Here is a 12,093-nt window from a genome sequence, read left to right on the forward strand (position 1 = left end):
CGCACTCGGCGGCCAACCACCGGCCAGTCGCGTCCCCAACCTGTGTGGTCAGTACAGCTAGCCGGCGTCGTCAGCCGGCTTGCGCCGCCAGATGACATCGATCTCCCACAGCTCCACGGAACCGTCGTACGAGCGACGGTGGGCCCTGGCCTGACCGATCTCCTTGTCGACCGGCTGGTCGCCGAAGTACTCGGCGGCCTGGGACGTCGCGTCCTCCAGGGCGGCCTCCCGGGACGCGCCGATGCCCAGCACCGCGAGGTGCTCGCTCTCCGTCATGGCCCGATCCTGCTCCTGATCACGCCTGTTGCGAAGGGGGTGCATCAAAGTGCGGGCCCGCCGCCTCTGACCTGGTGAGTCTTCGCCCGCCTGGAGCAGAAGGAGCCAGCCGTGAACAAGCGTCCCGAGGCCAAGGTGATCGCCGCCGCTACCGGCGCATCGGTGATCAGCGGCCTGATCCTGGGCATCCTCGGCGTGACCGTGTTCGGCGTGCCGTTCGACGCCGACCACTCCGACGCCGCGATCAAGGCCGTGCCCGGCTTCCTGTCGCTGGCCATCAGCGGCGGCATCACCTTCCTGCTGGGCTACTACGCGCCGCGCACGAGCGACGCCGAGCGGGACCACGGCACCCCGGCGGCGCCGTCCCAGCAGGGCTCGACGGGCGCACACGGCCCGGCGGGTGCGCCGTCCGAGCCGTCGCTCGAGCAGGTCGCCTAGCTGCTCGTGTGCGGACGAGCCAGCCGATACGCCGGGTCCTGTCCCCGCCCGCGGTTACCCACGAGCGGGTGGCGACCATCCATCTCGGCGTGCTGTTGCCAGCACGCTCCAGCGGTCTACCCGGGAGCTCGGGCGGGCCGCCCTCGATCGCTCCCTGTCTGACCTTGCTCCGGGTGGGGTTTACCGAGCCACCCCCGTCACCGGGGGTGCTGGTGGTCTCTTACACCACCGTTTCACCCTTACCAGCCCGGCAAGCCGGCCTGGCGGTCTCTTCTCTGTGGCACTGTCCCGCGGGTCACCCCGGGTGGGCGTTACCCACCACCCTGCCCTGCGGAGCCCGGACGTTCCTCGGCACCGGCGAACCGGTGACGCGGTCGCCTGGCTGACTCGTCCGCGCGCTGATCGTAGCGGTTCCCAGCGCACCGGCTGACACCGATCGTGGCAACGTCGCACCGCCGACGATGCGCCGTTGCCACGATCGGAGCGGGGGGCGGGTCACGGCGCGCTCCACAGCGCGCCGCCGGTGCCCAGGGCGTAGAGCCGCTCGCCGCTCGTGGCCAGCGCCGCGACCGGTCCCGGCGGCGGTTGCACCGGCCAGGCGGTCGCGCCGTCCACCCACCAGAGCCGCGGGCCGGCCGTCGTCTCCGCGCTCACCCACGCCCCGGCCACGTGGATCGCGGGTGCGTCGGCCAGCTCCGGCGGGGCGTCGAGCGACACGGTGCTCGCGCGCCCGTCAGCGCCCAGGTGCCACAGTGCCAGCCGCCCCCGGTCCACGCCGGCCACGCCGGCCACGAGGCAGTCCCGGACGGAGCACGAGACGTCGACCGACCTCGACTCACCGGACGACGGCAGCGCGGTACGACTCCACGGCGAGCCCGCGCCCGCCACCCAGAAGGCCGTCGCCTGATCGGCCACCCGTCCGCCGCCCAGGTGCGTCGTGGTCCCGGCGACGACGAAACCCTCACCCCGGGCCGCGACGGCGGACGGGGTCGTCAGGTCGCGCGCGGTGCTGCGCAGGCCGGGCACGACGTCCAGCCGCAGGTACGCAGCCCCGTCGCCCACCCAGACCGCGATCCCGGCCGGCCGGCCACCGGCCGCCCAGGACCCGACAGCGAGTGTCACCTGCGGTCCGACCGCGAGGTCGGTGACTCCGATGGCACTCGGACCGCCGAACAGCTCGAACGCCTGCGGCGTCTCGTCCAGCCCGGACGTCGACCCCGCCCACGTGCTGAACCGCGGCAGTCCGTGCGCGCCGCCGAACGCCTCACCGATCGCGGCGACCTGGTCCCCGAGCCGCGCGACCCAGGCGAGCGCGGCGCGCTCGCCGTAGTACGAGGCCGGGTCCAGCGCGACGGCCTGCCAGTCGCCCTCGGTGGGCACCAGCCACAGCAGCGGCCTCGGGCGGGCGACCGGTCCGCCCTGCCCGGCCACCAGGAGCGGCTCACCCGACGGCAGGCCGGTCAGCCGGACGTCGGCGGGACCGTCAGCGGGGCGAGCCACGGCGCGCCAGGCGAGCGCCGCGGGCGGCGTGACCCGGGCCAGCACGGCGAGCAGCCCGGCCGCCACGGCGACGACCACGAGGGCTGCCCGACTGCGCACCGCTACCGCACCCGGCGTCGCTTCTTCTGCTGAGGCGCGGTGCCGGTCAGGATCGCGGCGTACCGGCACAGGTGGTAGCCCAGGATCGTCACCAGGCTCCCGAGCGCGATGCCGGTGAACGCGAACGAGTCGCCGAACTTCAGCGCCATGCCGCCGATCGCGACGACCACGCCGGACGCGACCGGCACCAGGTTGACCGGCTCGCCGAAGTCCACCTTGTTCACCATCCAGATCCGCACCCCCAACAGGCCGATCATCCCGTACAGCACGACGGTGATCCCCCCGATGACCCCGCCGGGGGTGGCCTCGATGACGGCGCCGAACTTCGGCGACAGCCCGAGGCCGATCGCGATGACCGCAGCGACGTAGTAGGCGGCCACCGAGTAGACCCGGGTGGCTGCCATGACGCCGATGTTCTCCGCGTACGTCGTGGTGGGCGCGCTGCCGACGGCGCTGGCCATGATCGTGGTGAGGCCGTCGGCGGCGAGGGTGCGACCGACGTACGGGTCGAGGTCGCGGTCCACCATCTCCGAGACCGCCTTGACGTGGCCCACGTTCTCCGCGACGACGGCCACCACGGCCGGCACCACCAGCAGGATGAACAGCCAGTGGAACTCCGGCAGGTGCCAACCGACGATCGGGGTCCCGTCCGGCGTGACCCCACCGGTGTGCACCGGGAAGCCGAACCACTTCGCCTCGCTGACCTTCGACAGGTCGACCCGGTCCCGGGTGCGCAGGGTCAGCGTGTTCGGGTCGAGCGAGTTGATCGGCCCGAGCAGCCGGTCCAGCACGAACGACAGCACGAACCCGAAGACCAGGCCGAGCAGCACGGCGATCCGCCCGACGAAGCCGCGGCCGGCCACGAGCAGCACCGACACGAAGATCATGGTCGCGAAAGCGACCCACCCGTCCTGCGGCCAGAACTTCTGCCCCACCAGCGGCGCCAGCGCGAGCCCGATGAGCATGACCACCGCCCCGGTGACCACCGGCGGCAGGACGGCGTCCACCACCCGCGCGCCGACGAAGTGCACGATCACGCCGACGGCGGCGAGGACGACGCCGGCCACCAGGATCGAGCCGGTGACGTCGGGCTGCATGCCGCCCTGGCTGTAGATGGCCGTGGCGCCGCCGACGAACGCGGCGGACGAGCCGAGGTAGCTCGGCACCTTGCCGCGCACGATCAGCAGGAACAGGATCGTCGAGACCCCGCTGGTCAGGATGGCGAGCTGGGGGTCCAGCCCCATCGCGATCGGGAAGAGGAACGTCGCGCCGAACATGGCCACGACGTGCTGCGCGCCGAACCCGATGGTCCGCGGCCAGGACAACCGCTCCTCGGGCAGGACGACGGGCCGCTCACGGAGATGGCGCCCCGTCCGGGGCGCGTTGAAGTCCAACGTCACGCTGTGTTCCGCTCTGCTCGGCCGGCCCCTACACCGGGGTGAACTCCACGCGCCGGCCGCCGACGTCCGCCGCTACGAGACGGACGCGAAGTGTGGCACCCAACTGGACGTCGCCCGAGACGGGTGCCAGCACCGGCGGCTGACGCAATTGAACGATGCCCCCAGGCCCCTTGTCCCGCAGATCCACCACAACACCCTCGAACGCCTCCCCCACCCGGGGAGCGAGGACCGCCGCCTCGACCGCGTCGGTGCACGCGTGGTCCAGCCGGTTGCCCAGCTGGTCCGAGGCGTTCATCAACCCGGGCAACGACTCCAGCGCCTCGCGCACCCACGCGGGCACCGGCTCGTCCTGGCAGAGGGCGGCCGACACGACGAGCCCGAACCGGTCGACCAGCCGGCGCAGCGGTGCGGTCACGTGCGCGTACTGGTCGGCGACGGCAGCGTGCTCGGTGACCGCGGGGACGTCGCCGTCGAACGGCGTGTACCCCGCGCCGCGGAACAGCGACGCGGCCTCGTGGATCAGCGCGAGCTCGCGCGGCTCGTCCCGGTCGAGGGCGCGCAGGAAAGCGCCGTACTGCTGCTCAGCGGGCCAGCGGGTGCCGAGCGCCTGCGCCTGCCGCCGGTAGCGGGCCAGCGCATGGTGGCTGGGCGGTGGCATCGTCCGCAGGATGCCGACCTGACCGGCCAGCATGATGTCGGCGGCGGCCATCCCGGTCATCAGCGAGATCTGCGCGTTCCAGTCCGAGATCGCCGAGGGCGGCCGCAGCCGCAGGTCGTAGTGGTCATCGACCCGGACGACCTCCTGCTCCGGCATCGGCAGGCTCGCGCCGCCGCGCTCGGCCTCCAGCCGCAGCCGGTGCTGGCCGATCTCGCGCAACAGCGACATCCGCGGGTCGCCCTGCGCGGCCAGCGCCGCGGCGGACTCCTCGTCCAGCCGCTCGACGCTGCGCACCATCGCGCGCCCCACGTCCGCCGAGCGCAGCTCGCCCTCCCGGTCCAGCGCCAGGTCCCAGACGTAGGCCGGCCGCAGCTGGTTCGGCAGCAGGCTGCCGGCGTCCTCACTGATGGACGTGGGGTGCAGGGGCGTGCGGGTGTCCGGCGAGTACAGCGTCTGGCCACGGCGGCGCGCCTCGAGGTCGATGACCCCGCCGGGCTCGACGAACGCGGTCAGGTCGGCGATCGCGTACCGCACCCGGTAGCCGTCCCGCGTCGGTTCGAGGTGCATGGCCTGGTCCAGGTCCATCGACCCGGGCGGGTCCAGCGTGAAGAACGGCAGGTCGCTCAGGTCACGCTCGGGCAGGCGTGGTTCGCGCACCGCGTCCGCGGCGGCCTGCTCGACCTCGCGCGGGAACCGGTCCGGCAGGCCCAGCTCACCGCGGATGGCCGCGAACACGTCGTCCAGGACCGGCGCGGCACCGGTGGTGTCGCGCAGCCGGAGCCGTCGCTGGATCACGGCGTCACCCTAGCCAGGTTGACGCGTGACGGCAGGCCGGGCATCGGGTTCCGGCGCCGACCGCCCACCCCCGGCGCCGCGCCGGAGCGCCCCCTAGGCTCGGCTGGTGCTCGTGCTGCTACCGCCCTCGGAGGGCAAGACCCGCCCGGGACGACGGCGGGGGCCGGTGTCGCTGGACGCGCTGTCCTGGCCCGAGCTGACCGACGCCCGCTCGCGGGTGCTGTCCGCCCTCGTCGAGGCCAGTGGACGGCCCGACGCGCTGGACGTGCTCGGCGTCGGCGCGTCGCTCGCCGCGGACGTCGAGGCGAACCGCACGCTGCACGTCGCCCCGTCCGCGCCGGCCGGGGAGGTCTACAGCGGGGTGCTGTACGACGCGCTGGCCCTGACCGGCCTGTCCCCTGCCGCCCGACGGCGCGCGAACCGCTGGCTGGTGGTGACGTCCGCCCTCTGGGGGGTCCTGCGGCCCACCGACCGCATCCCGACGTACCGGCTGTCGATGGGGACGACGCTGCCCGGCCTCGGCCCGCTGGCCGGCTACTGGCGTCCGCTGCTCGACGAACCCCTCACCGCCGCGGCCGGTCGCGGGCTCGTCGTGGACCTGCGCTCGACGACCTACCAGGCCGCCTGGACGCCGACCGGTCCGGTCGCCGCGCGCACCGTCGCCGTCCGGGTGCTGCGCGAGACGCAGGGTCGGCGCACCGTCGTGTCGCACATGGCCAAGCACACCCGCGGGCAGGTGTGCCGGGTGCTGCTGGAGTCCGAGCGCGAAGCGCGCACCCCGCGCGACCTGGCGGAGGTCGTCGGCCGGCGGTGGCGGTGCGAGCTGGTGCCGCCGGCCCAGCCCGGCCGGACCTGGACGCTGGACGTCGTCATCGACGGCTCGGACGAGGCCGTGGCCGGTGCCTGACCTGCTGGACGAGCTCGTGCACCGGGTGCTCCCGGTGCTGGTCTTCCTGGTCGCCATCACCGTCGTGGCCGAGCTGAGCGAGATCGCCGGGGTGTTCGAGGTCGCGTCGTCCACCGCGGCGCGCTGGGCGCGCGGCCGAGTCTGGTTGCTCTGGGTCCTGGTGGTGGTGCTCGCGACGGCGTCGACCATCGTGCTGTCGCTGGACACCACGGCGGTCCTGCTCACGCCGGTCGTGCTGACCCTGGCCCGTCGGCTGGGCGTCTCCACCGCGGCCTTCGCGATGACCACGGTGTGGCTGGCGAACACCGCGTCCATGCTGCTGCCGGTGTCCAACCTGACGAACCTGCTCTCGCTGCACCGGATGCAGGAGCTCGGCGTCGGGGTGGGCGGGTTCGTCCGGCTGACCTGGCTGCCCGCGCTGGTCGCCGTCGTGGTGACCGTCGCCGTGCTGGCCGTGATGTTCCGGAACGACCTGCGCGGGCACTACGAGCAGGCGCCGCCGCACGAGCCGCACGACCGGCTGCTGCTGGTGGCCTGCGCCGTCGTCTGCCTGCTGCTGGGGCCGGCCTTCGTGACCGGGGTGAACGTGGCCTGGCCCGCGTCGGGCGCGGCCGTCGTCCTCCTGGTGCTGTTCGTGGTGCGCGACCGGACGCACCTGGGCTGGCGGCTGCTGCCCTGGCGCGCCGTGCTGATCGTGACGGTGCTGTTCGTCGCGGTCTTCTGGCTCGGCCAGATCGGGCTGGACGACCTGCTGGCATCGGTGTCCGGCGGCGGCGAGGGCTTCGCCAGCTACCTGCAGCTGGCGGGCACCGCGGCGCTGGCCGCGAACGTGATCGACAACCTGCCCGCCTACCTGGCCCTGGAGCCGGCCGCCGGAGACTCCCCCGCCCGGCTGGTGGCCGTGCTGATCGGGGTGAACTGCGGCCCGCTGCTGACCCTGTGGGCCTCGCTCGCGACGCTGCTGTGGCGCGAGCGCTGCCGGGCCCGTGGGGTGCCGGTGCGGTGGTGGGTGTTCGCGCTGCGCGGGCTCGTCGTCGTCCCGCTGCTGCTGGTGGCCTGCACGGCCGCGCTCACCGTCACCGCGTGAGGTCCGGCACCCCGAGGCGCGTCAGACGGGCAGCACCGAGACGATCGACAGGTCCCCGCTCGGGTAGCCCTTCGGCGCGATGGTGATGTCCACCCGGCCGGTGATGGCGATGGTCCACGGCACGATGTCGGCCGGCAGCACCTCGCCCGGACGGTGCACGTGGTGCAGCCGCTGGTGCACGTCGGAGAACTCGTTGACGGTGCCGGCCAGCACGTTGAGCAGCTCGTTGGCGTTCTCCTGCAGCGAGTCCGGCAGGACGCCGTCCTCGACCGCGGCCTCGGCGCCACCCGGCGGCACGAGACCGAGGGCCGCACCGACGCTCGCGGTGAGCGGGAAGTCCATGACGGCCACGGTGGTCAGCTGGTTGCGGTCGTCCACGTACACGGCGGTGCAAGGACCGACCTTGGCCTCCATGTCCGGGCGGCGGCCGTGGGACAGCGTGACCTCACGGCCGAGCAGTCCCTCGAACAGGTCCTTGACCGACTGGTTCGTCGGAAGCGCCATGATTTCCCCTCAGCCCAGCACCGGCGCGAGGGCGTCACTGAAGACCTCGGCGGTGAACGGCTTGACGATGACGAAACGCGCACCAGCCGCCTCGGCGACCTCGCGCATGTCGTCCGAACCCTCCGACGTGACGAACCCGAAGGGGGTCTGGTCACCGCCGGCCCGCAGGTTGCGCAGGAACTCGATGCCGGTCATGTTCGGCATGTTCCAGTCGGACAGGACCACGTCAGGCGCGTGCTCGGCGACCTTCGCGAGGCCGTCGGCGCCGTCCACGGCCTCGACGACCTCGTGGCCGTCGTAGCCGGCCTGGCGCAGCGTCCGTACGACGATCTGGCGCATGACGCGGCTGTCGTCGACCACCAGGAACCTCATCGTGCTTCTCCCATCGAGTCGTTGCTTGTCGCGGTGCTGGGCAGGTGCCAGACACCGATCCGGGCGGCGTGCCCCGGCCACTCCACGCCAGCGCGGCAGACCAGCTGCGCGTGCACCGGCGCCCACTCCAGCTCCACGCGGGGCAGCCCGAGGCTGGTGCTGCCCTGCAGGAGCGCCTTGACGTTGCCGCCGATGACGTTGACCACCTCGCCGACCGCGTCCGCGACGTCGGCGTCGCTCACGTCGTCCGTCTCGGGGATCTGCAGCATCGCGCGGGTGACCGCAACCGCCGTCGTGGGCGGCATCGTCACCGTCACCAGCCCGGTCCAGTCGCCGTCGATGGTCACCGAGGCGGTCATCGCGCCCTGCAGACCGAAGGCGTGGTCGGCGCGGATCGCAGGAAGCTGGAGCAGGGACTCCCACACCTCGGCGACGAGCTCCCACACCTCGTCGGCCCGGATCGGCGCCACCCCGGTCGTCGTCGTCATGCCGAGACCTCCTTGGGCTCGGGCAGCAGACCCAGCAGCAGCAGCTTGTCGCGCAGCGCGTCGGCGGTGAACGGCTTGATCAGGTACTCGTGGGCACCGGCGGCCAGCGCCCGGACGATCTGCCCGTGCTCGCTCTCGGTGGTCACCATCATCAGCGTCAGCGACCGCCACGCCGGCTCGGCGCGGACGCGGTTGACGAAGGTCAGCCCGTCCATCACCGGCATGTTCCAGTCCACGCAGGCGAGCTCGGGCAGCGGGCCGGTGGCCAGCACGTCGAGCGCTGCCTGCCCGTGCTCGGCCTCAAGGACCTCGTCGTACCCGAGGTCCACCAGGATCCGCGAGACGATGCGCCGCATCGCCCGCGAGTCGTCGATCACCAAAGCGCGCATCACGCCACTCCTCTTGCTGCTTGCGGCATCAGCCGGTAGACGGAGCCTCGGCCCAGGGCCTGTCGCTGCCACATGTCGTCGATTCCCATGGTCGTTTCGGGTGCACCCAGGAACAGGTACCCGTCCGGGGCCAGGATCTTGCGTACCCGGCGAAGCACGTCGGCCTTCGTCGCCAGGTCGAAGTAGATGAGCACGTTGCGCAGGAAGACCACGTCGAACGTGCCGAGGCCGACCAGCGGCCGGGCCAGGTTGAGCTGGCGGAACGTCGTGCGGGCAGCCAGCGACTGGTTGACCCGCCAGGCCGCACCGTCCCGCTCGAAGTGCTTGACCAGGCTGGTGGCGGGCAGGCCGCGGTTGACCTCGAGCTGGCTGTACCGGCCCTCACGGCAGCGCTCGACCATCTCGAGCGACAGGTCGGTGCCCAGCACGTCGATGGACCAGCCCGCCAGCTGCGGGGCGTCCCCGAGCACCATGGCGATGCTGTACGGCTCCTGCCCGCTGGAGCAGGCGGCCGACCAGACCCGCAGCCGGCGGGTCAGGGAGCGGGCGGCGACGAGCTCGGGCACGACCAGGTCCCGCAGCCCCACGAACGGCTCGCTGTCCCGGAACCACGAGGTCTCGTTCGTGGTCAGCGCCTCGACGATCTCGCGCTGCGCCGGACCGCCGGGCTGGCGGCGCGCCCGGTTCACGAAGGTCTCGACGTCCGGGTCCCCCTGCGCGCGAGCCAGCGGCAGCAGCCGGGACTCGACCAGGTACTCCTTGCCGGCGCCGAGCACCAGGGCGCTCTCGCGGTGCACGAGGGCGCAGACGAAGTCGAAGGCGTCCGCGGCGATGCTCATCGGGCCTGCCCCAGGCTGGCGCTCGGCTGCCCACCGGAGGCACCCGCGGTGATCCGACGAGTCAGCGCCAGCGGCAGGTCACCGAGCGGCAGCACCTCCTCCGCGGCACCGACCTCGACGACCGAGCCGGGCATGCCCCACACGACGGAGCTGGCCTCGTCCTGGACGAGCACGCTGCCGCCGGCGGCCACGACGTCCTGGCTGCCGCGGCGACCGTCCGAGCCCATCCCGGTCAGGACCGTGGCGAGCACGTCAGGGCCGAACACCTCGGCGGCCGAACGGAACAGGACGTCCACGGCTGGCCGGCAGAAGTTCTCGGGAACCTGCTGGTCGATGGTGGTCACGACGTCGTTGCCGACCCGGCGCAGCCGCAGGTGGTAGTCGCCCGGGGCCAGGTAGACCGACCGCGGACGCAGCTTCTCGCCGCCCTCGGCCTCGCAGACGTCGAACGGCAGGTTGCGGTCCAGCCGGGCCGCGAACTGGCGGGTGAACACGGGCGGCATGTGCTGGACGACGACGACCGGTACCCGCAGGTCGGCCGGCAGCCCGGCGAGCAGGGTGGACAGTGCCTCGGGGCCGCCCGTCGAGCAGCCGATCGCGAGCACCTGGAACGGCCCGCGGCGCGGACGCCGGACGGCCAGGGCGGGGGTGGTGGTCGGCACGGGCGGGCGCACCGATGTCGTCGGGGCCGGCCGTTGACGGATCAGGCCCGGGGCGGCTCCGGCACCCCGCCGCGCCAGCGGCACCAGCGCCTTGATCTTGGGGACGAGCGACGTGCGTACCTGCTCGAGCGACTCCGCGATGCTGCCGGAGTTGGACGGCTTGGTGACGTAGTCGCTGGCGCCCGCCTCGAGGGCATCCAGCGTCGCGCTGGCACCGCGCTCGGTCAGCGTGCTGAACATGATCACCGGGAGCCGGTGGCCGTCGGCGCGCAGCTGGCGCAGTGCGGCGATGCCGTCCATCTCCGGCATCTCGATGTCGAGCGTCACCAGGTCGGGCGCGACCTGGGACAGCTTCGTCAGCGCGAGCCGGCCGTTGGACGCGGTGCCGACGACCTCGATGTCGGGGTCGGACGACAGCGCGTCGCTGACGAGCCGTCGAATGACGACGGAGTCGTCGACGACGAGCACGCGAACAGGGGCCACCACACGTCTCCTCGGCTGGATGCCGGGCACGAGCGGGCCGGCACCTGCCTGTTCGGCAACCCCGCGCAGAATCTGAGGAGTGCGCCTCAGCGGCCCGGGAGCTCGCCGCGGGCCACCTGCCAGGGCCGCAGCAGGGTGCCCAGGTGCTCGTCACCGAGCAGGTCGCACACCGACATGGCCTGGACGACGCCGCTGAGCGCGTTCCAGGAACCCTCGGCCGCATCCGTGGAGCTGAAGCCGGCGCTGCGGAACGCCAGGACCGCACGCATCTGGTGCGCGGCCGTCGTCCGCGTGCGGCCCGACAGGTGCGCCGCCCAACCGGCGTCGTGCATCGCCGCGGCCCAGCTTCCGGTTCCGGTCCGGAGCAGGTCCACCGCGGCCCGCCAGTCCTCCCGGTCGCGCTCGTCCCAGCTCGAGAGCTGGGCGAGCAGGGCGGTCACGGGGTCGGGCGCATCCGGCCCGGGGTCGCTGCCGTCGACCGGCTCAGCGGGCAGCGTGCGGGCCACGGACAGGTAGGGCCCGGCCAGGTGCCGGCGCCGGTCGTCGTCCAGCACGGTCGCGCAGAACGCCGAGGCGGCGGCGTCGCACAGGACGTCGCAGGCCAACCGGTCCCGCAGCCGCTGCAGGCTCACGTCCTGCACGACCTCCCACGTCCAGTCCAGGACGTCCCGGCGCAGGAACCTGTCCAGCGCCTCGAGGTCGCCGAGCGGTGCCTGGGTCAGCCGGGTCAGCAGCTCCTGCGTCGGCAGCGGCTCGCCCGCTGCCGCCAGGTCGAGCTCGGTGGGCATCGCGGCCAGCGCGGTCGTCATCCGGGGCAGCGTGTCCGCCGCCGCACTGGCCTCGCGCCAGCACTCGGGCCGACACGAGCCCGGGTGCGCGTTGGCCAGCGCCTGCATGGTGGCGGTGTCGGCGCACAGCCCGCGGAGCACTACCTCGGCGACGTTCGCCCCGCTCGGCGTCCGCACCAGGTCGAACCCCAGCGCGGGCGCCCCCACCAGCGTGTAGGCCATCGGCGGACCACCCCATGTCGTCGGTGCTCCCAGGGTCGCCTACCCCGCGGCCGAGGGCTACGCCGACGCGTCCGGTGCACCCGATCGCAAGCAGATCGGTGCGCTCCGTGATCCGTGGTGCACGTTCAGTAGGTGAAGCGGGCGATCTGGGTGCGGAGCTGGGCCGCCATCACCGACAGCTCCTCG

At 73.1% G+C, this 12,093-nt stretch carries 14 protein-coding genes and 1 other RNA gene; 3 read left to right on the forward strand and 12 right to left on the reverse strand.

Annotation, left to right across the window (positions count from 1 at the left end; all coding sequences use genetic code 11):
- Window positions 1-57: 57 nt before the first annotated feature.
- A complete protein-coding gene (locus ABEB17_RS19920) occupies window positions 58-276 on the reverse strand; it encodes a hypothetical protein (protein ID WP_345718512.1) in 219 nt (72 codons plus the stop codon).
- A gap of 111 nt (window positions 277-387) precedes the next feature.
- Between ABEB17_RS19920 and ABEB17_RS19925 the strand changes: the two genes are divergently transcribed.
- On the forward strand, window positions 388-714 hold the full coding sequence (locus ABEB17_RS19925) for a hypothetical protein (protein ID WP_345718513.1): 327 nt from the start codon (window positions 388-390) through the stop codon (window positions 712-714).
- 11 nt (window positions 715-725) lie between these two features.
- Here ABEB17_RS19925 and rnpB read toward each other — a convergent pair.
- The 4 genes from rnpB to ABEB17_RS19945 all read right to left on the reverse strand — a co-directional run bounded on the left by rnpB (window position 726) and on the right by ABEB17_RS19945 (window position 5,166).
- Window positions 726-1,104: RNase P RNA component class A (gene rnpB, locus ABEB17_RS19930), an RNA gene on the reverse strand.
- Between the two features lie 105 nt (window positions 1,105-1,209).
- Entirely contained in the window at window positions 1,210-2,313 is a 1,104-nt protein-coding gene (locus ABEB17_RS19935; RefSeq protein ID WP_345718514.1) for a hypothetical protein, read from the reverse strand.
- Between the two features lie 2 nt (window positions 2,314-2,315).
- Window positions 2,316-3,713 (reverse strand): uracil-xanthine permease family protein, encoded by a 1,398-nt coding sequence (locus tag ABEB17_RS19940; protein WP_378227093.1) that lies wholly within the window; start codon window positions 3,711-3,713, stop codon window positions 2,316-2,318.
- Window positions 3,714-3,741: 28 nt separating this feature from the next.
- Window positions 3,742-5,166 (reverse strand): RNB domain-containing ribonuclease, encoded by a 1,425-nt coding sequence (locus ABEB17_RS19945; RefSeq protein WP_345718515.1) that lies wholly within the window; start codon window positions 5,164-5,166, stop codon window positions 3,742-3,744.
- A gap of 106 nt (window positions 5,167-5,272) precedes the next feature.
- Here ABEB17_RS19945 and ABEB17_RS19950 point away from each other — a divergent pair, with 106 nt between their 5' ends.
- A complete protein-coding gene (locus ABEB17_RS19950; RefSeq protein ID WP_345718516.1) occupies window positions 5,273-6,073 on the forward strand; it encodes a YaaA family protein in 801 nt (266 codons plus the stop codon).
- Complete coding sequence (locus ABEB17_RS19955) at window positions 6,066-7,160, forward strand: ArsB/NhaD family transporter (RefSeq protein WP_345718517.1); 1,095 nt, start codon at window positions 6,066-6,068, stop codon at window positions 7,158-7,160. Before ABEB17_RS19950 ends, ABEB17_RS19955 begins: the two co-directional genes overlap by 8 nt.
- Before the next feature lie 21 nt (window positions 7,161-7,181).
- Here the strand turns inward: ABEB17_RS19955 and ABEB17_RS19960 are convergent, their stop codons facing one another.
- From ABEB17_RS19960 to ABEB17_RS19990, 7 genes are all read right to left on the reverse strand, one after another.
- On the reverse strand, window positions 7,182-7,664 hold the full coding sequence (locus ABEB17_RS19960; RefSeq protein ID WP_345718518.1) for a hypothetical protein: 483 nt from the start codon (window positions 7,662-7,664) through the stop codon (window positions 7,182-7,184).
- 9 nt (window positions 7,665-7,673) lie between these two features.
- Window positions 7,674-8,036, reverse strand: a complete 363-nt coding sequence (locus ABEB17_RS19965) for a response regulator (RefSeq protein ID WP_345718519.1) — start codon at window positions 8,034-8,036, stop codon at window positions 7,674-7,676.
- Window positions 8,033-8,524 (reverse strand): chemotaxis protein CheX, encoded by a 492-nt coding sequence (locus ABEB17_RS19970; protein WP_345718520.1) that lies wholly within the window; start codon window positions 8,522-8,524, stop codon window positions 8,033-8,035. Before ABEB17_RS19970 ends, ABEB17_RS19965 begins: the two co-directional genes overlap by 4 nt.
- Complete coding sequence (locus tag ABEB17_RS19975; protein WP_345718521.1) at window positions 8,521-8,913, reverse strand: response regulator; 393 nt, start codon at window positions 8,911-8,913, stop codon at window positions 8,521-8,523. Before ABEB17_RS19975 ends, ABEB17_RS19970 begins: the two co-directional genes overlap by 4 nt.
- A complete protein-coding gene (locus ABEB17_RS19980; protein WP_345718522.1) occupies window positions 8,913-9,752 on the reverse strand; it encodes a CheR family methyltransferase in 840 nt (279 codons plus the stop codon). Before ABEB17_RS19980 ends, ABEB17_RS19975 begins: the two co-directional genes overlap by 1 nt.
- Entirely contained in the window at window positions 9,749-10,897 is a 1,149-nt protein-coding gene (locus ABEB17_RS19985) for a protein-glutamate methylesterase/protein-glutamine glutaminase (protein ID WP_345718523.1), read from the reverse strand. The genes ABEB17_RS19980 and ABEB17_RS19985 overlap by 4 nt, the downstream gene beginning before the upstream one ends.
- Window positions 10,898-10,983: 86 nt before the next feature.
- Window positions 10,984-11,907, reverse strand: coding sequence for a hypothetical protein (locus tag ABEB17_RS19990; protein WP_345718524.1), 924 nt, complete (start codon window positions 11,905-11,907; stop codon window positions 10,984-10,986).
- Window positions 11,908-12,093: the final 186 nt, after the last annotated feature.

Origin of the sequence: Angustibacter luteus (assembly GCF_039541115.1) — a bacterium.
GTDB classification, from domain to species: domain Bacteria; phylum Actinomycetota; class Actinomycetes; order Actinomycetales; family Angustibacteraceae; genus Angustibacter; species Angustibacter luteus.

Bases quoted from the DNA above. Each gene is read 5' to 3' on its own strand.
- ABEB17_RS19990 (WP_345718524.1), bottom strand. From the start codon at position 11,907: ATGGCCTACACGCTGGTGGGGGCGCCCGCGCTGGGGTTCGACCTGGTG.
- ABEB17_RS19980 (WP_345718522.1), bottom strand. From the start codon at position 9,752: ATGAGCATCGCCGCGGACGCCTTCGACTTCGTCTGCGCCCTCGTGCAC.
- ABEB17_RS19965 (WP_345718519.1), bottom strand. From the start codon at position 8,036: ATGAGGTTCCTGGTGGTCGACGACAGCCGCGTCATGCGCCAGATCGTC.
- ABEB17_RS19970 (WP_345718520.1), bottom strand. From the start codon at position 8,524: ATGACGACGACGACCGGGGTGGCGCCGATCCGGGCCGACGAGGTGTGG.
- ABEB17_RS19960 (WP_345718518.1), bottom strand. From the start codon at position 7,664: ATGGCGCTTCCGACGAACCAGTCGGTCAAGGACCTGTTCGAGGGACTG.
- ABEB17_RS19975 (WP_345718521.1), bottom strand. From the start codon at position 8,913: ATGCGCGCTTTGGTGATCGACGACTCGCGGGCGATGCGGCGCATCGTC.
- ABEB17_RS19920 (WP_345718512.1), bottom strand. From the start codon at position 276: ATGACGGAGAGCGAGCACCTCGCGGTGCTGGGCATCGGCGCGTCCCGG.